This is a genomic window from Mycobacterium paragordonae (assembly GCF_003614435.1).
GTDB lineage: Bacteria > Actinomycetota > Actinomycetes > Mycobacteriales > Mycobacteriaceae > Mycobacterium > Mycobacterium paragordonae.
Genome location: NZ_CP025546.1, coordinates 4,094,711 through 4,119,610, shown reverse-complemented (window position 1 = coordinate 4,119,610; position 24,900 = coordinate 4,094,711). Strand labels below are relative to the sequence as shown.

The window sequence follows — 24,900 nt, the reverse complement described above, 5'->3', positions numbered from 1 at the left end:
CGTCACATCAGTCACTTGCGTCCCGGCGGAGCTCGGCATGACTGCCGCCGGAACGTGATATCGCCGGCGCTATCACGTCGTCCAGAGACGTCCCCCGGGTCTCCGGCAGCCGATACGTACACCACAGGCTGACCGCCACCAGCACCGCCAGCATGAGCCCGATGCTCCAGCTGCCGTAGCGCACGCTGAGCGGTTCGGCGATCAGCGGGGGAACCGCGCCGCCGAGGATGCCGGAGATGTTGATCGCCAGCCCGGCGCCGGTGTAGCGGTGTGACGTCGTGAACAGTTCGGGCACAAACGATGTCATGGGCGCGTAGGCGAAGGCCGCAATCCCGTACGTGGCGGCGATCGCCACCGCGAACAATGCCGGCTTATCGGCGTCGATCAACGGCAGCACGGCGAACGACCAGGGCAACGCCACGGCCCACCCGGACAGCATGACGGGACGGCGCCCGACCCGGTCGGACAATCCGGCCGACACCGGTACCACCGCGACCCACACCAGCCCACCGAGTAATCCGGCGAACAGGATCGCGGTGCGGGAGAGCCCTAACTGACTGTGGGCGTAACTGGTCAAGTAGGTGCCGGCCATGAAGACGAACGCGAACAGCGCCACGAAGCTGCCCGAGGCCAGCAACACGGTGCGCCACTGCTGGCGCACCACCTCGGCGAGCGGCACCCGCGGCGGCGCACTCTGGTTGCTGAACACCGGGGTCTCCTCGATGCTGACCCGCACATACAACGCGAACGCCACCAGTAAGCCGCTGAGCAGGAAGGGAATTCGCCATCCCCAGTTGAGGAACGACGGGCTCGTCTCCCCGACGGTGGCATTGACGAGCAGGAAGGTGACGCCGGTCAGCACCATCGCGATCCCGGCACCGACGGCGGTGAAGATGCCGTAGCGGCCGCGCTGGTGCGCCGGCGCGTACTCGGCGGCCAGCAACGCCGATCCGGCCCATTCGCCGCCGACCGCGATCCCCTGCAGCAGGCGCAGCGCGAGCATGATCAACGGCGCCGCCACACCGATCGTCGCCGCACCCGGCGTGAGACCGACTGCCACGGTGGACAAACCCATGATCAGCAGCGTGGCGACCAATGTCGCCTTGCGCCCGATGCGATCACCGAAGTGACCGAACACCGCTCCACCCAACGGCCGGGACACGAAGGCGGCGGCGAAGGTCCCCATCGAGGCGATCGTCGCCAGCGCCGGGCTGAGGTTCGGGAAGAAAACCGTCGGGAACGTCAGGGCCGCGGCGGTGCCGTAGATGTAGAAGTCGTAGAACTCGACGGTGGTACCTACCATGCACGCGAACGCAATACGCCTGACGTTCACGATGTCCCGTTGCCTCCTTCCGCGAACAACCGTCGTCCAGCGTCTCGTGCTACGTTTGGCCGAAATGTTCCGCCGCCGCCTGTCCGAAGCACAGCATGTCATGCAGCCTGCCGTGCGGTTACGCGAACAAGCCCGCGAACAAGCTGAAGCCCTGCGGGATTGCGTCGACGACGGCGACAGCGTGCTGGACGTCGGGTGCGGCACCGGGCTGCTGTTGGCTTATCTGCGCGACATGTACGGGGTGGTGCCGCAAGGCATCGACGTGCGGGACTTCCGGCAGACCGACCTGCCCTTCGCTGAATTCGACGGCACCTCAATCCCTTTCCCGGACAACTCGTTCGACGACGTCATCCTCAACGAGGTGCTGCACCACAGCAACGATCCGGTCGGGCTGATCGCCGAATGCGACCGCGTCGCGCGCCGGCGCATCATCGTGTTCGAAGACCTGCCCGAGGGACTGGTCGGCAAGCTCGCGTTGCAGGCGCACGTGCACCGCTCACACCGGTACCCGTTCCGCCCGGCACGCCTCGACGAGTATCGTCAGGCGCTGGCCTGGCTCGCCACCAAAGCCGTTAGTGTGCAACGGATTCCGCAATCACCGGAGTGGCTGACGGTATACCCGCGGGTGCTGATCGTCTACGACCTCAGCGCTACCACGTGACCGGCAGCACCTTGATGCCGTGAATGAACTGCGACAGCAGTCGCCGCGGTTCCGCCGTCGCCACGATATCGGGCATCTCGCGGCGTAACTCGTCGAACACCACCCGGATTTCGCGGCGGGCCAGGTTGGCCCCGAGACAGAAATGGGCGCCGCCGCCGCCGAACCCGACGTGTGGGTTGGGGTTGCGTGCCACGTCGAACCGCCACGGGTCGGCGAACTTCGACTCATCCCGGTTAGCCGAGCAGTACCACAGCGAAACCTTGTCGCCCTCAGCCAGTTTGGTGCCGGACAACTCGAAATCACGGGTCAGCGTCCGGCGCATGTATACCACCGGTGACGCCCACCGCACGATCTCCTCGGTGGCTGTGTGCGCCAGGCCGTCGTAGTCGGCCCACCACTTGTCCCGCTCCTCGGGATAGCGGGACAGCGCAAGCACCCCGTGACTGATCGCGTTGCGGGTGGTCTCGTTGCCGGCCACCACGAGCAGGATGAAGAACATCGCGATCTCCGACGACGACAACCGCTCGTCGTTAACCTCAGCTTCCACCAGGGCGGTGGTCAGGTCGTCGTGATGATTCACCCGCCGGTCCTCGGCGAGCGCAGTCGCATATGCGCCGATGTCCATCGAAACCTGAAGGAATTCACCGAAATCGGTGGCCAGGTCGGGGTCGCCGAAGCCAAGAATCACGTTGGTCCAGTGGAAGATCTTCTGGTGGTCGTCTTCGGGGATGCCCATCATGTCGCAGATGATCTGCAACGGCAGCGGCCCGGCGATCTCGCTCACCAGGTCGGCCCGCCGATCGGGATGATTGGCCATCATCGACGTCACCAGCTGGTGAGCGCGATCCCGCACCGAGGCTTCGATGCGGGCCACCACTTTCGGCGTGAACGCCCGGCTGACGATGGAGCGCAGCCGCTGATGGCGCGGGTCGTCCATCACGATCATCGAGCCGAAGTACTCGGCCAGTTCCGGCGTCTGATCGTTGATGGTGATGTTGGGGCTGGAGCTGAACACCTCGGGGTGGCGGCTGGCGAAGAACACGTCGTCCAGCCTGGTCAGCGCCCAGTGCCCGTTCCCGCCGGTGAAACCTTCCATTTCGATCGCGGGCCAGAACGAGATCGGGGCCTCGCGACGCAAGGTGGCGAAGGCGCCGTCGCGGTAGTCGTCATCGAGTGCCCAGAAATCCAGCGATCCCAGTGCGATGTCGGCCAGCGGAATCTCGGGCGGCGGTGTCCCGTTCGCCCTGGGCTTGAGGCCAGAGTGCGCGTCAGTCTTGAGGTCCATGCATCCTCCTTTGCCTCCTCACCGTTGAGGAGGTGCCACCGGCGAGCCTAGACCGCTTCCGTCGAGACCGCCTTCGTGCGAGACCGCCTCAGTGTGAGACCGCCTTCGTGCGAGACCGCCTCAGTGCGAACACATCGCGTGTCCGGGGGTCCCCGTCGAGTGCGCGTCATTGACCGTGTTGCCGTCCACCACGATCTTGCAGGCGATCGTGCCCTGCCCCTGCGCGCTCAGCACAAAGACCTGACCGCCGAAGCCCTGGAAGTCCGTGGACCACGGCAGCGGCACGTTCACCGCGCGTTGCTGGCCGTGTTCGGTTTGGTACGAGATGTATTCGGCCATGCCGGTACCGCTGACCTCATAGTGAACCTGGGGGAAGGCGCCCGGCGGTTTGAAAGGATCCGCGTGCGCCACACCGTAGGTGGCTCCGAAGGCGGTGCCGGTGGCAATCAGGATCGAAGCTGCGCGACGGATGGTCATGGTTGTCATCGTGTCATCACCCGCGGCGCCACACCAGAGGTTTGCCCGCTTTAGCGGCGCACCGAGCGCCCGCTCCGGTGCCGCCGGCACGGTCCGATGCTAGATGTCGCTTCGCCGCCCGCTTAGGGTGAAGCGATAAACGAAAGAGGTGGCTGATCGATGACGCAGCGCGGCGTTAAGCGAGTGGTGGTGTGGGGCACCGGCTTCGTGGGCCGGATGGTGATCCCCGAGATCGTCAAGCATCCGTTGTTCGAGTTGGTGGGCGTCGGCGTCAGCAACCCGGACAAGGTGGGCCGCGACGTCGGCGACATCTGCGGCATGGACGAACCGGTCGGCGTCACCGCCACCGACGACGTCGACGCGCTGATCGCCCTGAAACCCGACGCGCTGGTGCACTACGGCCCGACGGCGATGCACGCCAAGGACAACATCTCGCTGATCACCCGCTTCCTGCGCGCCGGTATCGACGTGTGCTCCACGGCGATGACACCGTGGATCTGGCCGACGATGCCGCAGAACCCGCCGAATTGGATCACCCCCATCACCCAGGCCTGCGAGCTGGGGGAGTCATCCTGTTTCACCACCGGCATCGACCCCGGCTTCGCCAACGACCTGTTCCCGCTGACCCTGATGGGCCTGTGCTCAGAAGTAAAACGGGTTCGCGCCTCCGAGTTGCTGGACTACACCAACTACGAAGGCGACTACGAGCGGGAGATGGGCATCGGCCGCGAACCCGAGTTCAGCCCGATGCTGGAGAACCGCGACGTGCTGATCTTCGCGTGGGGCGCCACGGTCCCGATGATCGCGCACGCCGCCGGCATCATGCTCGACGAGATGACCACCACCTGGGACAAGTGGGTGACACCGACTGACCGCAAGTCGGCCAAGGGCGTCATCAAGGCGGGCAACGTCGCCGCCGTCCGGTTCACCATCAACGGGCTCTACCAGGGCGAGACGCGGATCCAGCTCGAGCACGTCAACCGCATCGGCCTCGACGCCGCCCCGGACTGGCCGACCGGCCACGACAACGACGTGTACCGGGTGGACATCGAAGGCACCCCCAGCATCTTCCAGGAAACCGCGTTCCGCTTCACCGACGGCTCGGGCCGGGACGCCGCGGCCGCCGGATGCCTGGCGACCGGCCTGCGGGCGCTCAACGCCGTCCCGGCGGTCAACGAGCTGTCCCCGGGCTGGGTGACCGCGCTGGATCTGCCACTGATCCCGGGCGCGGGTACGATCCGCTGACCAGCGCTCATACAGCCGGCACATAGCCGATACTGAGAATGCCTATAGGTTTTACCGAGAAAATGAGTCGGGGGACACGGGGGTGAGGCCAGATGGCAGATGGAGCTAGGCCCGCGCTGGGTCTGTCGATCGGTGCCACGAACCTGGCCGCCGTCACGCCCGACCACGCCCTCACCCGCAAACCCGTCGTAACCCTCTACCGGCAGCGTCCGCCCGAGGTCGGGATCCCCTCGGAGAATCCCCGGCTGGACGAACCAGGTCTGGTGATCACCGACTTCGTGGACCGGGTGGGCGACCGGGTGGGCATCGTGGCGGCCGACGGTTCCGTGCACCGCAGCGAGGCCCTGGTCGCCGACGCGTTGCGGGCGCTGGCCTATGCGGCCACCGGGGGCCGCGCACTTCCCGACAACGTTGCGGTGACCTATCCGGCCCACTGGGCGCCGGCGGCCGTCGACGCGCTGGGCGGCGCGGTGAGCCGGGTGTCGGAGTGGTCGCACCAGGCCACGCCGGTCACCTTGATCCCCGACGCCGCGGCCGCACTGTTCGCGGTGCGGGCCAACCCCGGCATACCGGCACAGGGAACCGTCGCGGTGTGCGATTTCGGCGGCAGCGGAACCAGTATCACCCTGGTCGACGCCGCGGCCGACTACCAGCCGCTGGGCCCGACCGTCCGCCATCACGACTTCTCCGGTGATCTGGTCGACCAGTCTCTGCTGAGCTACGTCATGGCCGAAATGCCCGCCACGGGCTCCTTCGATCCGTCCGCCACCGCGGCGATCGGATCGTTGACCAAGTTGCGGGCCGCCTGCCGCGGCGCCAAAGAGCGGCTCTCGGTGACAACGGCGACCACGCTCGCCGAAGCGGTGCCGGGATCGCGCGGAGAAATCCGGCTCACCCGCAACGAACTCGAGGAAACGATCCGCGCTTCGCTGACCGGGGTGCTCAGCGTTCTGGAAGAATCGTTGCGCCGCAACGCATCTGGCTTGGTCGCGATCGCCACATTCGGCGGCGGCGCCAACATCCCGGCGGTGACCACCTCGCTGTCCGGACGGTTCGGGGTGCCAGTGATCACCACGCCGCGCCCGCAGTTGACCGCCGCGATCGGCGGTGCGCTGCGCGCCGCGCGCGGCCCCGCTGACATCAGCGCGACGACGTTGACGCCGGCCCCGCCCCTCGCGCCGTTGGTGGCGGCGCCGGAGCCGCCCGCGGAGGACTACCAGGACGTGCCTGCCGCCGCCCCGGTATCGGCAATGCAGCCCGCGCTGGCCTGGTCGGAAGCCCAGGACGAGTCGCGGGTGATGCCGGCAGTCGGGGCGGATTCCGGCTCCGGATCGGGCTCCGGCTACACGGCCGCCCGTCCGCAGATGAAGTTCGAGCACGAAGAGCGCCCGGAACCCGAACCGAAGGCCTCACCGATTCCGTGGTACCGGCTGCCCGCGGTGATCATCATCAGCACAATCGTGGCGGTGTTGCTGGTCGGCACCGCGGTGGCGATCGGGCTGACCTCGCACGACAACAAAGGCACCAAGTCGCCCGGGGTGAACACCACCCCTCGCAGCTCCGCGCCGCCCCCGCCGGCCTCCTCCGAGAGTCCCAGTCCCGAGCCGCCGCCGGCCTCGACGCCCGAGCCCGCGCAGACGACTCAGGCGCCCGCGCCGCCTCCGCAGACGCAACAGGCGCCACCGGCCACGCAGGCGCCGCCGCCGACGAGCGAGGCGCCCGCACCCGTGACCACCACGGTCCCGCCGCCGGTGACCACGCAGCCACCGGTGACCACCCAGCCACCGGTGACCACCCCGCCGGCGGTACCGCAGGTCCCGCAGCTTCCGGGTCCTGCGAACCCGAATCCTCCTGCGCCGCCGGCTATTCCGCAGCTGCCCCAGATACCGGGGCTACCGCAGATCCCGGGAATCAGCTTGCGCTAGGCCTTCGCTTTTTCGGATGTCTTTTCCGAGTCCTTTTCGGAGGCCTTCTCCCGGTCCTCGCGGTCCTGCTTGGTCGCCTCCAAGATCTCCTTGTTGAACTCTTTGTCCTTATCGAGGTTGTCTTTGACCCGTTGTTCGGCTTCTTCGTTCAGCTGTTCAATCGACTTCTGCTCGTCCTCGGCAGTTTCGTCGGCGTTGGCCGCCCGCTCGCTTTCCGCGGTGTTCTTGGCCCGCCCGCCGCCGTCGTTGTCGCCTGTGTCGTCCTGGCTGGTGTCGTCCTTGCCGGTTTCGCCCTTGCCGGCGTGCTCCCTCGACGAGGACTCGTCTGTCTCGTCCTTGTCGGTGGCCTTCGACCCCTCGGATTTGGCCTTGGCCGCAGGAGAGTCCTCGTCTTCGGCGTACTTGGGGTTGCCGTCGTCGTCGAGCCAATCGTTGACCGCGGTGCCGGTGATGGTCTTGCCGGACCCGGGCAGCACGAGTGTCGGCTTGTCCTCATAGGCCGTCATCATCTCGGCGGCCTTTTCTTTGGCCTCTTCGTCCGGCTCTGGCTTTTCGGAGGTGCCCTGTGCACCGGAGCTGTTCTCGTCGTCGGAGCTGTTCTCGTCGTCTCTTGTGTCGGCCTCGGCAGTACTCACGGCACCGTCATCCGTCTTGCTGGCGTCCTGACCAGCCGATTCGTCCTCGTGCGCGCTCATACGTGTGGCCCCCTTAAGGAGTTGCTATGCGACCCGACCCAAAGTGAGGGTTACCACACCGGCGTCGCGCCGAAACTCCCGTTACCGCGATTCCCGCTTGGCCAACACCAGGGACGCCAGCGGAATGCGCATCGGCTCCGGCGCCTTGGCCAGGCGCTCGGCGACACCGGCTTCGAGCCGGTCGATGAAGTCCGCTCCGCGCGGGTCGTTGAATCCGCCGCTCAAGCCCGCCCGCAGGGTCGGAAACAGCGCAGCCCGGGCGAACGCGGCCCACTGCGCGCCGAAAGCCTCTGCGTCCGAATCCTTTTCGTATCTGGCCCAGAACCGGTCATCGGCGTTGAACATGTCGAGATGCTCGATCGTCAGGCTCTCGAACCACCCGCGCGGTGCGAACGGAGCGCGGAAGTCTTTCTCGGTGCGGGCCACCACGGGAATCACCATGCGCCGCATCTCTTCCCGGCGCACCAGGCCGTGTTCGGCAAGCTCTTCCAGCGTCGCCATCAGGGCCTCGTTCAGCGGGCGGTAACCGAATTCGCCGTCGTCATCGAGGGCCATGGTGAGCACCACCAACCGGCCGCCGGGACACAGTTCCCGGCCCCGGAACGCGACGAAGTCATTCCAGTCCAGCGCGGATTGATGCTCGTAGGCGCGCCGCGCCTCGGTGTTGCTGCTGAACGCGATCTGTACGTGGTCGGCCACCTCTGGCGCGCCTTCGGGGACGCGGCTCAGCCACTGGATCGCCCAGGACGACCACCCGAGGTTGACGGTGCAGGTCGGCAGGATCTGCTGGTAGAACGACCGGCCGATCGCGGAGGTGAAACTGGCCGTGTCGTTGTTCAGATAGCTGTCCGGGTCGTCGGACAGCGTGTTGAAGAGTGCGGTGAAGTCGTTCTCCGGCACATCGGTGTGGGCCACCAGGATGGCGTGATCGTGGCGGGTGCGGCCCCGTAACACCTCGACCGCGGTGGCCATCGGCTTCAGCGAATTGTGGCCCGTGGCCGCGCCGTAGTCGGCGATGACGACCGGTTGCGGGGGTTTGGGCAACGGGACCTGGTGTGCCGCTTGTTCGAACAGCGCGACGGCAGGCAGCAACCCGGCCGCCTGCAGTCGCGACGACTGGCTGTAGGTCGCCGATTCCATCGGCTCCGGGCGCACCACCACGCTGGATTCGGGCAGGCGGACCTTGGGCTGCGGCTCAGTTCGGCGCGGGGTAGCTGACACCGGTGAGCCTTTCCGAAATCTCCCAAAGTCGTTGGCAGTCATCGTCATTGGCGGCCCGCTTGGGTACCTTGGCTTCGGTGACCCCGCCGCCGGCGGCTTCGGCGAACCCGCGCGGGCCGTAGAACGCACCGCCCTCGGCGCCGGGTGTGACCGCCGCGTACAGCGCCGGCAGGATGCCTTCGTCAATCTCCTGCCACATGAATGGGGCGTACTTCCACGACGTCGTGTACAGCCGCTGCATCAGCGCCGGTTTGTCGCGGCCGTGCGACGGTCCGCTGATCTGCAGGTTGGTCTTGGTGAGGCCCGGGTGCGCGGCGTTGGACATGACGCCCCAGCCGCTCTGGCGGCTGCGCCGGTCCAGTTCTCGGGCGAACATCAGGGTCGCCAGTTTCGACTGTCCGTAGGCCGCCATCGACGCGTAGGACTTCTCGAATTGCAGGTCGTCGAAGTGGATACGGCCGCGGCGCGCGGCAACGCTGCTCAGCGACACCACGCGCGGGGCCTGCGCCGCGCGTAGCAGCGGCAACACGTGCGCGGTGAGTGCGAAGTGGCCGAGATGGTTACAGCCGAACTGCAATTCGAAGCCGTCCGCGGTGGTGTCTCGCTCGGGTGGCGTCATGACGCCGGCGTTGTTGATCAGGATGTCGATCGGCCGGCCGTCGTCGGTGAGCTGCGCGCCCAGCGCGGCAACGGAAGCCAGCGACGACAGGTCCAGCGGCTTGATGGTCAGGCTGGCGTCAGGCACGGCTTTGCGGATCTCTTCGATGGCGGCCTCGCCCTTGCCCTGGTTGCGGATGGCCATCACGACGTCGGCGCCGCCCGCAGCGAGGCGCTTAGCCAGGCCGAACCCGAGGCCGCTGTTGGATCCGGTCACAACCGCCAGCTTGCCGGACAGATCGGGCACCGTGGCGACGAGATCGTTGGCCATGTCGAGAACTCCTTCTCCGGTTGCTTCGTCCGGGGTCGCAAACAGTGTCCCCTGTCGGCGCCGTGCGTGACACACTGCCTGGATGAATAGCAGACGGGTGGCCAAGATCTCGCTGATCCTGGCGATTGTGACGCTGGTCGTGTCGGTCGCCGGCTTCATCACCACGCTGGTGCTCAACGTGTTCTTCCTCGACGATTACGACGCCTACGGGGAGGTGCCCGTACCGGGAACCGGCAGCGTGCATCTGCCCAAAGGTCAGGCCACCGTCAGCCTGCACACCCTGGTCATCGGCGGGACCGACGGCGGCGGTCTGCCGGTGCCGCCGCTGCGCATCTCGATCACACCGCCCGATGGGGTGGCGCAACCGGAGGTCACCGAAAGTATCGGCAGCACAACGACTGTCAACAACGACGCGCACATCCGCGTGTGGAACGTCCAGGTACCGGCGGAAGGCACCTACAACGTCATGACCGACGGCCAGGTCAACGGGTACATCAACCCGCGACTGGCTTTTGGGCATCAGAGCTCGTACGGCTACCTGGTGTGGGTGTTCGTGGGGCTGTTCGTCGTGGGCCTGGTCGACCTGACGCTGTCGATCATCTGGCTGGGGCGGGTGCGCCGGCGTCCGGTGCCGTCTGTTGGCGGGGGCTATGCCGTCGCGCCGCCGGCGGCGTACGAGCCGACTGGTGAGGGCGTGCGGGTCGAGCGGTTGAAAACGCTTGCTGCGCTGCGGGATTCGGGTGCGCTGTCGGAAGATGAGTTCCAGGCGGAGAAGCGGCGGATCTTGGAGGGGAGGTAAGGGGCTGCTACGCCGGGGGCTGTCGCGGGTATTGCCATAGCTCGCCGAGCGCCCGCGTGTTGACGCGAACACGCCGCTGCGGCTGACATTTTGCGGTCGCTCGCGGGCGGGCCTGGGGAGGGGCCTCGGCCGTCGGTTGGCGAGCGCCCGCGTGTTGACGCGGACACGCCGCTACGGCTGACATTTTGCGGTCGCTCGCGGGTAAAAGCAAAGTCCCTCGCGGGCGAAAGCAAAGCGGTGGCATTTTGTGCACGCTCGGATGAACGGCAGGGGCAACCGGCCTAGTGCCCGCGCTCCACCCACTCCTCGTAGTGCACGATCTCGTCGCCGATCGTCGTGCTGTCCCCGTGGCCGGTGTGGACGACGGTGTCGCCGGGCAGCTTGCCCAGCCGCTCGGAGATCGACTGCAGGATCGTCGGGAAATCCGAGTAGGAACGCCCAGTTGCCCCCGGTCCGCCGGAGAACAGCGTGTCGCCGCTGAACACCACACCGAGGTCGTGGATGTACCAGCAGACCGATCCGGGGGAGTGCCCCGGCGTGTGGATGGCGCGGATCTCGGTGCCCCCCACCTTCAGCGCCTGTCCTTCTGAGATGGGCCGAAAGTCGCTGTCCGGGTGCGTCATTCGCCACAGCACCTCATCGGCGGGATGCAGAAACACCGGCGCGTCGAGCTCCTCACCGAGCTTGGGTGCCACCGTCACGTGATCGTTGTGCCCGTGCGTGCACACCACCGCCACCACATGGCGGCCGTCGACCGCCTCGATGATCGGCGCCGCGTCGTGAGCCGCGTCGAACACCACGACGTTGGAGTTGTCGCCCACCAGCCAGATGTTGTTGTCGACTTCCCAACTGCCGCCGTCGAGTTCGAAGGTGCCGTGGGTGACCAGCCGGTCGATGACCACCATCAGAGAATCACCACCGAACGCAATACCTTGCCGTCGTGCATCTTGTGAAAAGCCTCCTCGATGCCGTCTAGCCCGATTCGCTCGGAGACAAACTTCTCCAGCGGCAGCCGGCCCTGCAGGTACAGGTCGACCAGGGTGGGGAAGTCGCGCTCGGGCAGGCAGTCGCCGTACCACGACGACTTGAGCGAGCCGCCGCGGGAGAAGAAGTCCACCAGCGGCATATCCAGGCGCATGTCCGGCGTCGGCACTCCGACCAGCACCACGGTGCCGGCGAGGTCGCGGGCATAGAAGGCCTGCTTCCAGGTCTCCGGCCGGCCGACGGCGTCGACCACCACGTCGACCCCGAAGCCGTCGGTCAGGTCCTGGATGGTCTCCACCACATCGAACTCGCGGGCGTTGACCGTATGGGTGGCGCCGAACTTGCGCGCCCACTCCAGCTTGGTGTTGTCGGTGTCGACGGCGATGATCTTCTTCGCCCCGACCAGCGCGGCACCGGCGACCGCGGCGTCGCCCACGCCGCCGCAGCCGATCACCGCAACCGTGTCATCACGCGTGACGCCGCCGGTGTTGATCGCCGCGCCGAGGCCCGCCATCACCCCGCAACCGAGCAGGCCAACGACGGCCGGATCGGCCTCCGGGTTGACTTTGGTGCACTGGCCGGCCGCCACCAGCGTCTTGTCGGCGAACGCTCCGATGCCCAGAGCGGGCGTGAGTTCGGTCCCGTCGGTCAGCGTCATCTTCTGCTCGGCGTTGAAGGTGTCGAAGCACAAATGCGGCCGGCCCCTGCGGCAAGCCCGGCACTGCCCGCACACCGCGCGCCAGTTCAGGATCACGAAGTCACCGGGTGCGACGTGGGTGACTCCGGGGCCGACTGCTTCGACGGTGCCGGCGGCCTCGTGACCGAGCAGGAAGGGGTACTCGTCGTTGATGCCGCCCTCGCGGTAGGTCAGGTCGGTGTGGCACACCCCGCAGGCGGTGATGTCGACGACGGCCTCGCCGGGTCCGGGGTCGGGAATGACGATGTCCACCAACTCGACGGGTTGCCCTTTGCTCCGCGAAATGACGCCGCGCACTGTCTGACTCATGGCCTCCAAACTACGGTGTAGCGTCGCTTCGCATGACGGCACCCGAGACCGGCACCGAAACGGTGGAAGCCTTCACCGACCGAATGGTGTCGACGATCGACAACGCAAGCCTGACGCTGCTCTTGAGCCTGGGACATCAGACCGGGCTGCTGGAGACGATGGCCGATCTGCCGCCATCCACCAGTGCGGAGATCGCCGACGCCGCGCGCCTGGACGAGCGTTATGTCCGAGAGTGGCTGGGCGGCATGACAACCGGCCGTGTCGTCGAGTTTAACGCCGCGACCGGGACCTACACATTGCCCGCCCAGCGCGCAGCGGTGCTGACCAGTGCGGCCGGGCCGAACAACCTGGCGCTGGTCGCGCAGTTCGTGCCGCTGCTCAGCGAGGTCGAGCAGAAGATCCTCGGGTGCTTCCGGGCCGGCGGCGGACTGCCCTACAGCGAATACCCTCGCTTCCACACGTTGATGGCCCAGCAGAGCGGTGTGGTGTTCGATGCCGGGCTGGTCAATGTGGTGCTGCCATTGGTGGATGGCCTGCCGGAACGTCTTCGGTCGGGGGCCGACGTCGCCGACTTCGGTTGCGGCAGTGGGCATGCCGTGAACGTCATGGCGCAGGCGTTTCCGGCCAGCCGGTTCACCGGCATCGACTTCTCGGACGAGGCCATCGCCACCGGCCGCGACGAGGCGGCGCGGCTCGGGCTGCAGAACGTCACCTTCGAAAGCCACGACCTGCCGACGCTGGCCAAGGAAGCGGCCTACGACGTCATCGTGGTATTCGACGCGATCCACGACCAGGCCCAACCGGCGCGCGTGTTGGAGAACATTCACCGCGCGTTGAGGCCCGGCGGCGTGTTCCTGATGGCGGACATCAAGGCATCGAGTCACCTCGAGGACAACGTCGACGTACCGATGAGCACCTACCTCTACACGGTGTCGCTGATGCACTGCATGACGGTGTCGCTGGCCCACGGTGGCGCCGGGCTGGGAGCGGCGTGGGGCACGCAGTTGGCCACCTCGATGCTGGCCGACGCCGGCTTCGACAACGTGGTGGTAGCCGAAGTCGAGTCCGACCCGATCAACAACTACTACATCGCCCGTAAGTAGATGGCGGCCCTCGACATCCTCGACGTCCTCGACGACTGGCCTGTCCCCAACGCCGCCGCCGCGGTGATCGGCCCCGACGGAGTGCGGGCCACCCACGGTGACACCGCGCGCGTCTTCGCGCTGGCGTCGGTCACCAAGCCGATCGTCGCGCGAGCGGCGCAGATCGCCGTCGAGGAAGGCGTCATCGAACTCGACACCGAGGCGGGCCCGCCCGGATCCACCATCCGACACCTGCTGGCGCACGCCTCAGGACTGGCCATGCTCTCCGGTGACGTGCTGGCCCGGCCGGGAGCGCGCCGCATCTACTCGAACTACGGGTTCGCCGTGCTCGCCCAGACCATCGAGCGGGAGTCGGGCATCGAGTTCGGCCGCTACCTGACCGAGGCGGTGTGCGAGCCGCTCTCCATGACTTCGACGCGACTCGACGGGGGCGCCGACACCGCCGGCTACGGCGCGGCCTCGACGGTCGACGACTTGGCCCGATTCGCCGGCGACCTGCTGCGACCCGCGACGGTTTCGGCGCAAATGCACGCCGACGCGACCACCGTGCAGTTCCCGGGCCTCGACGGGGTGCTGCCGGGATACGGCTCACAGCGGCCCAATGACTGGGGACTCGGATTCGAGCTGCGGGATTCGAAGTCGCCGCACTGGACGGGTGCGGGCAACTCGGAGCGCACGTACGGCCATTTCGGTCAGTCGGGTGGCTTCATCTGGGTGGATCCCGAAGCGGACCTGGCGCTGGTGGTGCTCACCGACCGCGATTTCGGAGAGTGGGCGCTGCAGCCCTGGCCGGCGCTTTCGGACGCGGTTCTGGACGCGCACTCGTCAAAGGAAAATGCACACTAGCGCAACACAGGCATCACAGGGCACAATAGACACGCAGGACACAGAAAAATATATCGCGCAGTATCTGCTTGATCCGGTTCACCAGGTCGTTGGGGAAGACGTCCCTCGTGAAACCGAAGGAGCAAGAAGATGCGTGCGTCAAATCAGTTCGCCGACGTGACGGCTGGTGTGGTGTACGTCCACGCCTCCCCAGCGGCGGTATGCCCGCATGTGGAGTGGGCGTTGTCGTCGACCTTGCAAGCCAAGGCGAATTTGGTGTGGACTCCGCAGCCGGCCATGCCCGGGCAGTTGCGCGCGGTCACCAATTGGGTGGGTCCGGTCGGGACAGGAGCCCGTCTGGCGAACGCGTTGCGCTCATGGTCGGTTCTGCGGTTCGAAGTGACCGAGGATCCCAGCCCCGGCGTCGACGGCCACCGGTTCAGTCACACTCCGCAGCTGGGGTTGTGGAGCGGACCGATGAGCGCCAACGGCGACATCATGGTCGGCGAGATGCGGTTGCGGACATTGATGGCTCAGGGCGCCGACACCCTTGCCGCCGAGATGGATTCGGTGCTGGGCACCGCGTGGGATGAGGCGCTCGAGCCGTACCGCGACGGCGGTGACGCCGGTGAGGTCACCTGGCTGAGCCGAGGAGTCGGCTAGTCCCGAGGCCCCGCGAGCAGACGCAAAATCGCCCCGGAAACGCCTGTTCTAGTGCGATTTTGCGTCTGCTCGGCGGGGTTAGGTGACCGGCGGGGTTAGGTGACCGGACCGGACACGGGCTTCGCCGACACCGGCATATCGACATTGCCCGCGCAGGTGCCGCTGGCGATGTCGGTGTGAAAGACGCCGGTGAGAATGCCGTATTGCCCTGGCGTGTAGACCGTTATCGACTTGGCCGGCGCGTATTCGATGGTGCCGTCCGGCAGCAGGCAGTCCCATTTCCACGTCATCTCGCGCACCCACTGTGACCCGTTCCAGGTGAATTCGATTGTGCGCGGCATTGATTCGTTCTTGGGTACCGGAGGGTTGTCGACCGTGGCGACGCAGACGCCGGCGGCACAATTCGACGTGAACGAGACGGTGGACCGGTGGGCGAACTCGGGCTGACTGGCCGCCACACTGGTGCCGGATTTCGCGTTGGCCCCGAGCACGACGAGGTATTCGCCGTTCCAGGAAGCGACTTCACCCGCGTGCGCCACCGGCGCCACGCACAACGGAACCCCGATAGCCGCTACCGCGGCCAACCCGGTCTTGACGAACACTGACATGCTGAACATGTCGCGTCGCGTGACCGGTTCGTTACACCTTGTGGGCCGGCCTCAGCACCTGCAGCGCGGCCGGAACCGCGGAGATCTCGGCCGGCAGCGGACAGGCGAAGTCACCGTCGGCGTACACGTTGATGCCGGGGCATTCGACTTCGACGGTCTTGGCCCGTGCGGTGGTGACCTCGTCGAGTCCGACGTGCGTGCCCTTCAACGCGGTGGGGAAGAAGCGGATGAGCTTCGTCCGCGACTCCGATCTGACCATGGTGAGGTCGAGCAGGCCGTCCGACCGATCGGCGTTGGGGCAGATCAGCATTCCGCCCCCGTAGCTGCGGGTGTTGCCGAACGCCGTCATCGTCAGGTCGGTTTCGATCACCTGCTGACCGTCGAGCACCAGCCGGAACGGCAGCAGCCGCAGCTGCGACAGTTCGGCGAGCATCGCGATGTAGTACCGCACCCGCCCGTGCGGCCACGTCATCCGGTTGGCCCGGTCGGTCACCAGGGAGTCGAATCCCGTCGCCGCCACGGTGCCGAACCACTTGTTGACGCCGTGGTGGTCCTTGATGCGGCCCAGGTCAATGGTTTCCGTCCAGCCGTCCACCACGACGTCCGCGGCGGCCTCGGGATCCTTTGTGGGAATTCCGAATTCACGCGCATGGTCGTTTCCGGTGCCGGCCGGGATGACGCCGAGCGGCACGTCGGTTTGGGCCAGTACCTGCAGGGCGTTGGAGATGACGCCGTCGCCGCCGGTCACGACGACCGCGTCGGTGCCCTTTTCCAATGCCGCGGCGACCAGGAAGCGGGCGTCTTCGGCGCCGTCGCCGATGATCTCGACGACTTCGATCCCGCGCTTGTGGAACCGGGCGATCGCGCGCTGCGCCGCCTCGATCGCGGCGCCGTGCCCGGACAATGGGTTGGTCAGCGCGGTCACCTTGGCGATCTCGCGCCGGCTCAGGACAGGGGACTGCTGCGTCACGGAATCAGTTTGCCGGGGTTGAGAATTCCGGCTGGATCCAGGGTGGCCTTGGCCGCGCGCAACAACTGCACACCGAGGTCGCCGACCTCGTCGCGCATCCACGCCCGGTGGTCGGCGCCGACGGCGTGGTGGTGGGTGATGGTTCCGCCGGTGGCCATGATCGCGTCGCAGGCGGCCTTCTTGGCCGCCCACCACTGCTCGACCGGATTGCCGCGCTGCCCGGCGACCACGGTGAAGTACAGCGAGGCGCCGGTCGGGTAGACGTGCGACACGTGGCACATCACCAGCGCCGGGGTGCCCGACTCGGCCAGCGAACTGGTCAGCGCTTCGGTGACGGCGGCCTTCAGGGCGGGGATGTTGGACCAGTCGGTGGCGGTCTCCAGCGTCTCGCACAGCGCACCGGCGGCCAGCATCGAGTCGCGCAGGTAGGGCGCGCTGAACCGGCCGTGCTCCCAGGTCTTGGCCGGTCCCTCACCCAGCGAGGTTCCGCCGCTGGCTTCCAGCAGCGCGCGGGTTTCGGCGTGCCGACTCTCCGCGTGCTCCTTGGTGCCCTCGAACAGCGTCAGCCCCAAACACCCTCCGGTGTTCTGGTTTTCGCCGATCGTCTCGTGGGTGGCGAGGTTGACGCCGGTCTCCGCTTCATCGGAAAGGCGTACGACGGTCGGGCCGGTGCCGGTCTGGGTGATGGCCCGCAGGGCGGCGACGCCGGTCGCGAAATCCGGGAAGGACCATGCCTCGTAACGGATGGTCTCCGGGACCGGGTGCACCCGCAGCCGGACTTTGGTGATGACGCCCAGGGTGCCTTCCGAACCGATCGCCAGCTGGCGCAGATCCGGGCCGGCCGCCGAGGCCGCTACCCGGCCCAGGTCCCAGATGCCGACCGGGGTGACCATCCGCAGGCCCATGATCATGTCGTTGAACCGGCCGTAACCGGCGGAATCCTGGCCGGACGAGCGGGTCGCCGCAAAGCCGCCGATGGTGGCGTACTCGAAGCTCTGCGGGAAGTGCCCCAGGGAGAAGCCCTGTTCGCCGAGCAGGCGTTCGGCCTCCGGGCCGGTGACGCCACCGCCCAGTTCGGCTAGACCGGACACCGCGTCCAGCGAGTGCAACTGGTCGAAGCGACGGAGGTCCAGTGAGATCACCGCGGAGAACTGGCCGCGGGTGGGGTCCAGCCCGCCGGTGACGTTGGTGCCGCCGCCGAACGGGACGACCGCGATCCCGTGGTCGGAGCAGTAACGCAGGATCTCCAGGACGGTGTCGTCATCGCCGGGCAGCAGCACCGCGTCGGGCGCATCCTGGACGCCGCGGTCTTTGCGGCGCAGCATGTCGGGAGTGGACTTACCGCCGGCGCGCAGCAGCCGGTCCCGGTCGGCGGTGCGGAAGTATTCGGCGCCGACGATCTTGGCAAGACCGTCCTGGTCGGCCTGCGACAGGGCGCACGGACGCAGCTTCACCTCATCGGGCTGCAGCTCGGCCTCATCCGAATCTTCAAGGCCCACAACCTGCTTCAGCAGGCCGCGGATTCCATCGGAGAGAGGCTTGGCCGCGGCGGGATCCCCCCACGCGTTCCATTTCATTGGCGGAAGGAGTTCCTCGAGGTGCGTCATGCGTTACAGTATTACACATGGTGTCAATGAGTAATGACCCAAATGTGGATACCGGGGACCGGATATTAGCTGCGGCCGCAAGCTGCGTGGTCGATTTCGGCGCCGACCGGGTGACGCTCGCCGAGATCGCCCGGCGTGCGGGGGTGAGCCGCCCGACGGTCTACCGCCGCTGGCCGGACACGCAGTCGATCATGTCGACGCTGCTGACCGACCACATCACCAACGTGATGGGCGAGGTGCCGTTCGAAGGCAACGACCGGGAGGCGTTGGTCAAGCAGGTGGTGGCGGTCGCCGACCGGTTGCGCCGCGACGAGCTGATCATGTCGGTGATGCACTCCGAGCTGGCCCGGGTCTACATCACCGAGCGTCTCGGGGTGAGTCAGCAGTTCCTGATCGAGGGGCTGGCGCAGCGGCTTGCCGAGGCCCAGCGCGCCGGCAGCGTCCGGGCCGGTGACCCCCGTCAGTTCGCGACCATGATCCTGCTGATCGCGCAGTCGACCATCCAATCCGCCGACATCGTCAAACCGATCCTCGACGACGAGGCCCTGGCCACCCAACTCTCCTACACACTGAACGGATACCTGTCCTGATGGATAACCTGAGCGCTCTCAACGCTGCCCGTCGTACCGCGGACCTCACCGCCCTGGCCGATGGCGCCGAGGTGGACGTCGTCGTGATCGGTGGCGGCATCACCGGCGTCGGCATCGCCCTGGACGCCGCGTCCCGGGGCCTGCGCACGGTGCTGGTGGAAAAGCACGACCTGGCGTTCGGCACCAGCCGCTGGAGTTCGAAACTGGTGCACGGCGGGCTGCGCTACCTGGCCACCGGCAACATCGGCATCGCCCGGCGCAGCGCCATCGAGCGCGGAATCCTGATGGCGCGCAACGCCCCTCACCTGGTTCATGCGATGCCGCAACTTGTTCCGCTGCTGCCGGCGATGAACCACTTCAACCGCGCCATGGTGCGCGTCGGCTTCCTGGCCGGCGACGCGCTGCGGGTGCTGGCGGGAACGTCGTCGTCGACGCTGCCCCGGTCGCGGCGTATCTCCGCGCAGCGGGTGGTGGAGTTGGCGCCGACCGTCCAACGCGACGGCCTGGCGGGCGGGCTGCTCAACTACGACGGCCAGCTGATCGACGACGCCCGGCTGGTGACGGCGGTGGCGCGCACCGCGGCCCAGCACGGCGCGCGGATCCTGACCTATGTGGCCGCCTCGGAAGCCACTGCCACCTCGGTGCGGCTGACCGACCAACGGACCGCGGAGTCGTTCGTTGTGCAGGCCGGCGCGGTGATCAATGCGGCGGGCGTGTGGGGTGGTGACATCGACCCGGCCTTGAAGTTACGGCCAAGCCGCGGAACACATTTGGTGTTCGACGCGGCGGCGTTCGGCAATCCCACTGCGGCCCTGACGATTCCGATCCCTGGAGAGCTGAACAGGTTCGTGTTCGCCATGCCCGAGCAGCTCGGCCGGATCTACCTCGGGCTGACCGACGAAGATGCGCCCGGTCCCATTCCGGATGTGCCGGAACCTTCGTCGGCGGAGATCGCGTTCCTACTGGACACGGTCAACACCGCGTTGGGCACCACCGTTTCGTCATCGGACGTGATCGGGTCTTACGCCGGACTGCGGCCGCTGATCGACACCGGTGCGGGCCGGACCGCCGACGTATCCCGCGATCACGCGATCTTCGAGTCGCCGACCGGGGTGATCAGCGTGGTGGGCGGCAAGCTCACCGAATACCGTTACATGGCAGAGGATGTGCTCAACCGGGCGGTCAAGGTCCGGCAGCTGCGCGCCGGGGAATGCCGGACCCGTAACCTGCCGCTGATCGGGGCGGACGCCAATCCGGGGCCCGCGGCGGGCCCGGGTAACGTGCCGGCCTCCATGGCGGCGCGGTACGGGGCCGAGGCAGCCAACGTGGTCGCGGTGGCCACCTGTGAGCGGCCCACCGAGCCGGTCGCCGACGGTATCGACGTGACCAGGGCGGAGTTCGAGTACGCGGTGACCCACGAGGGTGCACTCGATGTAGGTGACATCGTCGACCGGCGTACCCGTATCGGGCTGGTACCGCGGGATCGCGAGAAGGTGGTCGCGGTAGCTGAGGAGTTCCTGGCAGGTGTGGGCTGACCCTCGCTATGCCAGGAGGCGAGTTGTAGTTTCGGAACCGTGACGGGGGAGGGCCCTCGGGTATTGATCGTCGGAGCCGGGGTGGGCGGCCTGGCGACGTCGGCGTTACTCGCACAGCACGGCGTGCGATCGCTGCTGGTCGACCGGCGGCGTGAGACGTTCGTCTACCCCAAGGCACGCAACCTGAGCTTCCGCAGCCTGGAAATCCTGCGGGGGCTGGGCCTCGGCGACGAGGTGCACGCCGTGGCCGCGCGGGTGTCCACCATGATGGTCAAGCCGGCACTGGCCAGCGCGGAACAACAGCCGGCCATCGACATGGACGCGATCTTCGCCGGGCTGGACGCGGTGAGTCCCGAGCCCGCCGCACAATACTGCCCGCAGAGCGAGTCCGAGCCGATGTTGTTGCGGGCGGCGCGGAGTCGCGGCAGCGAGGTCCGCTACGGCACGGAGCTCGTCTCCTTCGAGACGGACGACGACGGTGTCAGCGCCGTCCTCGCCGACCGGGACTCGGGGCGCTCGGAGACCTTGCGGGTTGAGTATCTGATCGCCGCCGACGGGGTGCACAGCCCGATCCGCACTGCGCTCGGGGTCGCCACCGCCGGCTACGGAGCGTTGCCGATCTTCGTGGTGTTCATCTACTTTCGCTGCGCGTGGCGCCGGTTCGCCCCGGATCTCACCAATGGCGATGCGGTGCAGATCAGCAACCCGGCTGCGCCGGGCATCTTCCTCGCGGTCGACGAGGACCGCGGCATGTTCATCACGACCTACTTCCCCGCCAAAGGCGAGACGGCTCAACAGTTCACGCCTGACAAGTGCACCGAATTGGTGACCGCGGCGATCGGTGATCGGGCCGACGTGCAGATCATCGAGGTCGCGTCGTGGCAGCCCTACGAACGGGTCGCCGACCAATTCTGTTGCGGCCGGGTACTTCTGGTCGGTGACTGCGCCCACACGATGCCGCCGTTCAAGGCCGGGGGCGCCAACACCGCGATTCAGAGCGCGCACAATCTGGCCTGGAAGCTGGCCGCGGTTCTGCAGGGACGAGCCGGGCCGGCGCTGCTGTCGAGTTATCACAGCGAACGGCACCCGATCGGCCGGTTCGCCGCCCACCAGTCGCTGAGCGGCCCGACGCTGGCCGCGCTCGAATTGGGTGACGAGCGGCCGCAATTGGCCCCCGACGAAGAATGCTCGATGTTCGAACTACTCATCGGCTACCGCTACCGGTCCACCGCGGTGCTGACCGACGACCCGGACCCCGGGACCCTGGAGCTGGTTCAGGAGTTGCGGGGCCAGCCCGGCACCCGGGTACCGCACGTGTGGCTGCGGCGCGACGGGAAGCGAGTGTCCACGCTCGATCTGCTGGGTCCCCGATTCACCGTGCTGTCGGCGGACGAGCGGTGGCGGGCGGCGACGGACGGCCTGGATGTCGCTATGCACCGGATAGACGACCGAGAGTGGTTGGATGTCACCGGATTAGGCGAAACAGGGGCCCTGTTGGTACGACCCGACGATTTCGTGGGATGGCGGGTCGAGGAATTGCCGAACGACCCGGCAGGTGCACTGCGACAGGCGGTCTCGCAGATCCTCAGCCACGGGTGAGCAGACGCAAAATCGCACGTTCCCGGAGGAAATCGTGCGATTTTGCGTCTGCTCGCGCAGGGGAGGTGCCCCCCAGCGCTCGCGCAAATTACAGCGGGATGTTCTTGTGGCGGCCGCGGCGCGCCGGCGCCTGAGCCAGTGCCTCGCTGAGCTTGCTGCGGGTGTGCGAGGGGTCGATCTTCTCGTCCACCACGCCGATGTCGATGGCGCTGTCCACACCACCGGCGATGCGCTCGTGCTCGGCGGCCAGCTCGTCGTGCAGCGCCTCACGCTCGTGGTCCGGCGCGGCGGCCAGCTTGCGCTTGTGCAGAATCCCGACGGCGGCCTTGGCACCCATCACCGCAACCTCGGCGTCCGGCCAGGCGAACACCTTCGTCGCGTTCAGCGAGCGGGAGTTCATCGCAATGTAGGCCCCGCCGTAGATCTTTCGCGTCACCAGGGTGACCCGGGGGACCGTGGCCTCACCGAAGGCGTGCAGCAGCTTGGCGCCGCGTCGCACCACGCCGCCCCACTCCTGGTCGACACCGGGCAGGTAGCCCGGCACGTCGACGATGACGACCAGCGGAATGCCGAACGCGTCGCACAGGCGCACGAAACGCGCTGCCTTTTCGGCGCTTTCGGAGTTCAGGCAGCCGCCCAGCCGCAGCGGGTTGTTGGCCAGCACACCGACGGTACGGCCCGACAATCGGCCCAGCCCGACCACCATCGACGGCGCCCACTTGGCCTGGAATTCCTCGAAAGGCGCATCGGAGTCGAGCACCGCGGTGACGATCGGGTGCACGTCGTAGGCCCGTCGCGACGACTCCGGCAGCAGCGCCCGGATGTCGGTGTCGCCGGCCTCAGCCTTGCTGCGGTCGAAATGCCCTTGCTGGCAGAACAATCCGACCAGCCGGCGACCGCGCTCGTAGGCGTCCAGCTCGTCGTCGGCGACGATGTGGCACACCCCGGACTTCTTGTGGTGGGTTTCGGGCCCGCCCAGGGAAGCCATGTCGACGTCTTCGCCGGTGACGCTGCGGACCACGTCGGGCCCGGTGACGAAGACCCGGCTTTCCGGTGCCATCACGATGACGTCGGTCAGGGCCGGCCCGTAGGCGGCGCCGCCGGCGGCGAAGCCGACGACCACCGAGATCTGCGGGATGTAGCCGGACGCCCGGATCATGGCCTCGAAGGTGAGTCCGACGGCGTGCAGCGCCTTGACACCTTCGGCCAGTCGCGCACCACCCGAGTGCCAGATGCCCACGATCGGGCACTGCTCCTCGATGGCGGTGTCGTAGGCGTTGACGATGTGCGCGCAACCCTCGACGCCCATGGCGCCACCCATCACGGTGCCGTCGGTGCAGAAGGCAACCGTGCGTACGCCGTTGACGGTGCCCGCCGCGGCCAGCACGCCCGAGCGGTCCCGCTCGTGCAGCAGCTCGAGGCTGCCGTCGTCGAGGAAGTTGCTCAGACGCAACAGCGGATCGCGGGGGTCGAGCGATTCGCCAACCGCCTCAGGGGCCATGATTGTCATCGCAGATCTCCTAGTTCGCCAGTGATGCTCTGGGTTTATCCCGTGATCCTTGGAGCTTTCTAGTAACGCCCGAAAGCGATCGCCACGTTGTGACCGCCGAAGCCGAATGAGTTGTTGATCGCGTACTCGTAATTGCCGGATCGAGGCTTGCCGGCCACCACGTCGAGGTCGATCTCCGGGTCGAGGTTGACCAGGTTCAGTGTCGGCGGGATGACCTGATCCCGCAAAGCGAGAACGGTCAGGATCGACTCGACCGCTCCGACCGCACCCACCGAGTGGCCGAGCGCGCCCTTCGGTGCGAACACCGCCGGGTGGTTGCTGCCGAGCGCGTTGTTGATTGCCCGGCCTTCGGCCACGTCGCCGACCTGAGTGCCAGTGGCGTGAGCGTTGACGTGGCTGATGTCGCTCGGTTGCAGACCGGCGAGCTGGATCGCCCGCGTGATCGCGTGCCCGGCCCGGATCCCGTTGGGGTCGGGCGCCACCATGTGGAACCCGTCCGAGGTGATGCTGGCGCCCATGATGCGGGCCAGGATGTTGGCGCCGCGGGCCTTCGCGTGCTCCTCGGTCTCGATCACCATCAACGCTGCGGCCTCACCGAACACGAAGCCGTCGCGGTCCTTGTCGAACGGGCGACAGGCACCTTGCGGGTCTTCGTTGTTGGTGGACATCACGATTCGCATGTTGGCGAACCCGGCGATCGGCACCGCTTCGATCTTGGTCTCCACGCCACCGCAGATCGCGATGTCGGCCTCGCCGAGGGCAACCTGCTGCCAGGCGCGGGCGATGCCCTCGGCCCCGGACGCGCAGGCCGAGATCGGCGTCATCACACCGGCTTTGGCGTGCCGCTCCAGGCCCACCGCCGCGGCCGCGCCGTTGGGCATGTACTTCTGCACGGTCAGCGGGGAGATCGCGCGGAACCCGCGCACCCGCATCTCGTCGTACCCGAAGACGAGCTCCTCGGCCGAACCCAACCCGGTGCCGATGGAGACCATCAACCGGTTGGTGTCGACCTCCGGCGAGCCGGCGTTCTCCCAAACCCGCCGCCCCAGGATGGTGGACATCCGCTGCAGGTAACCCGTGCGGCGCAGCTCGATTCGCGTGAGTTGGCTATCGAACTCCTCCAGCAGGTGCCCGCCGATCTTCACCGGCAGGTCGAACTCCTCGACGAAGTCGTCCTCGAGGACCCGGATCCCACTTTGGCCGTCGAGCAGACACTTCCATGTGTTCTCGGCGTCGGTTGCCAGTGCAGTGGTCATGGCAATGCCGGTAACGACAATATTCGGGAATGCTTTCCCGGTAACCAGCTCTGTCATGGCTTGTGCCACGTTCCT

General features: G+C 67.2%; 23 protein-coding genes. 10 read left to right on the top strand and 13 right to left on the bottom strand.

The genetic code is table 11. The features are described 5' to 3' along the window. Positions 1-7: 7 nt before the first annotated feature. Positions 8-1,303, bottom strand: a complete 1,296-nt coding sequence (locus C0J29_RS18765; RefSeq protein ID WP_242460470.1) for an MFS transporter — start codon at positions 1,301-1,303, stop codon at positions 8-10. A gap of 94 nt (positions 1,304-1,397) precedes the next feature. On the opposite strand from C0J29_RS18765, the gene C0J29_RS18760 reads away from it, so the two are divergent. Then, a complete protein-coding gene (locus C0J29_RS18760) occupies positions 1,398-1,994 on the top strand; it encodes a class I SAM-dependent methyltransferase (protein ID WP_120794819.1) in 597 nt (198 codons plus the stop codon). Here C0J29_RS18760 and C0J29_RS18755 read toward each other — a convergent pair. Continuing rightward, the gene (locus C0J29_RS18755; RefSeq protein WP_120793185.1) at positions 1,984-3,279 is read right to left on the bottom strand and encodes a cytochrome P450; all 1,296 of its coding nucleotides are present in this window, start codon (positions 3,277-3,279) and stop codon (positions 1,984-1,986) included. The genes C0J29_RS18760 and C0J29_RS18755 overlap by 11 nt on opposite strands. Positions 3,280-3,399: 120 nt before the next feature. Beyond that, on the bottom strand, positions 3,400-3,756 hold the full coding sequence (locus C0J29_RS18750) for an MmpS family transport accessory protein (RefSeq protein ID WP_120794818.1): 357 nt from the start codon (positions 3,754-3,756) through the stop codon (positions 3,400-3,402). 159 nt (positions 3,757-3,915) lie between these two features. Here C0J29_RS18750 and C0J29_RS18745 point away from each other — a divergent pair, with 159 nt between their 5' ends. Both C0J29_RS18745 and C0J29_RS18740 read left to right on the top strand, forming a co-directional pair. Beyond that, positions 3,916-5,001: an NAD(P)H-dependent amine dehydrogenase family protein gene (locus C0J29_RS18745; RefSeq protein ID WP_065043646.1), complete on the top strand. Its 1,086-nt coding sequence runs from the start codon at positions 3,916-3,918 to the stop codon at positions 4,999-5,001. 92 nt (positions 5,002-5,093) lie between these two features. Beyond that, positions 5,094-6,926 carry an Hsp70 family protein gene (locus C0J29_RS18740; RefSeq protein WP_120793184.1) on the top strand — a complete coding sequence of 611 codons (1,833 nt, stop codon included), beginning with the start codon at positions 5,094-5,096 and terminating at the stop codon, positions 6,924-6,926. Here C0J29_RS18740 and C0J29_RS34805 read toward each other — a convergent pair. The 3 genes from C0J29_RS34805 to C0J29_RS18725 form a co-directional block, all read right to left on the bottom strand. Further along, a complete protein-coding gene (locus C0J29_RS34805; protein WP_120793183.1) occupies positions 6,923-7,621 on the bottom strand; it encodes a putative sodium/potassium/calcium exchanger in 699 nt (232 codons plus the stop codon). The genes C0J29_RS18740 and C0J29_RS34805 overlap by 4 nt on opposite strands. Positions 7,622-7,702: 81 nt before the next feature. Further along, positions 7,703-8,761, bottom strand: coding sequence for a class I SAM-dependent methyltransferase (locus C0J29_RS18730; RefSeq protein ID WP_120794817.1), 1,059 nt, complete (start codon positions 8,759-8,761; stop codon positions 7,703-7,705). A gap of 55 nt (positions 8,762-8,816) precedes the next feature. Then, the gene (locus C0J29_RS18725; protein ID WP_120793182.1) at positions 8,817-9,770 is read right to left on the bottom strand and encodes an SDR family oxidoreductase; all 954 of its coding nucleotides are present in this window, start codon (positions 9,768-9,770) and stop codon (positions 8,817-8,819) included. Positions 9,771-9,852: 82 nt separating this feature from the next. On the opposite strand from C0J29_RS18725, the gene C0J29_RS18720 reads away from it, so the two are divergent. Beyond that, positions 9,853-10,569 carry an SHOCT domain-containing protein gene (locus C0J29_RS18720; RefSeq protein WP_120793181.1) on the top strand — a complete coding sequence of 239 codons (717 nt, stop codon included), beginning with the start codon at positions 9,853-9,855 and terminating at the stop codon, positions 10,567-10,569. A gap of 281 nt (positions 10,570-10,850) precedes the next feature. On the opposite strand, the gene C0J29_RS18715 is transcribed toward C0J29_RS18720, so the two are convergent. Continuing rightward, the gene (locus C0J29_RS18715; protein ID WP_065043651.1) at positions 10,851-11,474 is read right to left on the bottom strand and encodes an MBL fold metallo-hydrolase; all 624 of its coding nucleotides are present in this window, start codon (positions 11,472-11,474) and stop codon (positions 10,851-10,853) included. Beyond that, entirely contained in the window at positions 11,474-12,559 is a 1,086-nt protein-coding gene (locus C0J29_RS18710) for an S-(hydroxymethyl)mycothiol dehydrogenase (RefSeq protein WP_065043652.1), read from the bottom strand. The genes C0J29_RS18715 and C0J29_RS18710 overlap by 1 nt, the downstream gene beginning before the upstream one ends. Positions 12,560-12,591: 32 nt before the next feature. Between C0J29_RS18710 and C0J29_RS18705 the strand changes: the two genes are divergently transcribed. The 3 genes from C0J29_RS18705 to C0J29_RS18695 all read left to right on the top strand — a co-directional run bounded on the left by C0J29_RS18705 (position 12,592) and on the right by C0J29_RS18695 (position 15,150). Then, the gene (locus tag C0J29_RS18705; protein WP_120793180.1) at positions 12,592-13,662 is read left to right on the top strand and encodes a class I SAM-dependent methyltransferase; all 1,071 of its coding nucleotides are present in this window, start codon (positions 12,592-12,594) and stop codon (positions 13,660-13,662) included. Then, positions 13,663-14,508, top strand: coding sequence for a serine hydrolase domain-containing protein (locus C0J29_RS18700; RefSeq protein WP_120793179.1), 846 nt, complete (start codon positions 13,663-13,665; stop codon positions 14,506-14,508). Between the two features lie 129 nt (positions 14,509-14,637). Beyond that, a complete protein-coding gene (locus C0J29_RS18695) occupies positions 14,638-15,150 on the top strand; it encodes a DUF3145 domain-containing protein (RefSeq protein WP_055577186.1) in 513 nt (170 codons plus the stop codon). 95 nt (positions 15,151-15,245) lie between these two features. Here the strand turns inward: C0J29_RS18695 and C0J29_RS18690 are convergent, their stop codons facing one another. Genes C0J29_RS18690 through C0J29_RS18680 form a run of 3 tightly spaced genes read right to left on the bottom strand, consistent with a single transcriptional unit; the run spans position 15,246 to position 18,305 of the window. Next, complete coding sequence (locus tag C0J29_RS18690; protein ID WP_065043747.1) at positions 15,246-15,758, bottom strand: Rv2253 family sensor-like surface protein; 513 nt, start codon at positions 15,756-15,758, stop codon at positions 15,246-15,248. 31 nt (positions 15,759-15,789) lie between these two features. After that, a complete protein-coding gene (locus C0J29_RS18685) occupies positions 15,790-16,707 on the bottom strand; it encodes a diacylglycerol kinase (RefSeq protein ID WP_120794816.1) in 918 nt (305 codons plus the stop codon). 17 nt (positions 16,708-16,724) lie between these two features. Continuing rightward, the gene (locus C0J29_RS18680) at positions 16,725-18,305 is read right to left on the bottom strand and encodes an FAD-binding oxidoreductase (RefSeq protein ID WP_120794815.1); all 1,581 of its coding nucleotides are present in this window, start codon (positions 18,303-18,305) and stop codon (positions 16,725-16,727) included. Positions 18,306-18,352: 47 nt separating this feature from the next. Between C0J29_RS18680 and C0J29_RS18675 the strand changes: the two genes are divergently transcribed. Genes C0J29_RS18675 through C0J29_RS18665 form a run of 3 tightly spaced genes read left to right on the top strand, consistent with a single transcriptional unit; the run spans position 18,353 to position 22,059 of the window. Then, entirely contained in the window at positions 18,353-18,925 is a 573-nt protein-coding gene (locus C0J29_RS18675) for a TetR/AcrR family transcriptional regulator (RefSeq protein ID WP_065161970.1), read from the top strand. Continuing rightward, positions 18,925-20,460: a glycerol-3-phosphate dehydrogenase/oxidase gene (locus C0J29_RS18670; RefSeq protein WP_120793178.1), complete on the top strand. Its 1,536-nt coding sequence runs from the start codon at positions 18,925-18,927 to the stop codon at positions 20,458-20,460. Before C0J29_RS18675 ends, C0J29_RS18670 begins: the two co-directional genes overlap by 1 nt. A 39-nt stretch (positions 20,461-20,499) precedes the next feature. Beyond that, positions 20,500-22,059, top strand: a complete 1,560-nt coding sequence (locus C0J29_RS18665) for an FAD-dependent monooxygenase (protein ID WP_120793177.1) — start codon at positions 20,500-20,502, stop codon at positions 22,057-22,059. An 88-nt stretch (positions 22,060-22,147) separates the two neighbouring features. On the opposite strand, the gene C0J29_RS18660 is transcribed toward C0J29_RS18665, so the two are convergent. Together C0J29_RS18660 and kasB are read right to left on the bottom strand one after the other, a co-directional pair. Next, positions 22,148-23,569 carry an acyl-CoA carboxylase subunit beta gene (locus C0J29_RS18660; protein WP_065043660.1) on the bottom strand — a complete coding sequence of 474 codons (1,422 nt, stop codon included), beginning with the start codon at positions 23,567-23,569 and terminating at the stop codon, positions 22,148-22,150. Positions 23,570-23,628: 59 nt separating this feature from the next. Continuing rightward, a complete protein-coding gene (gene kasB, locus C0J29_RS18655) occupies positions 23,629-24,882 on the bottom strand; it encodes a 3-oxoacyl-ACP synthase KasB (protein ID WP_197748213.1) in 1,254 nt (417 codons plus the stop codon). Positions 24,883-24,900 lie beyond the last annotated feature (18 nt).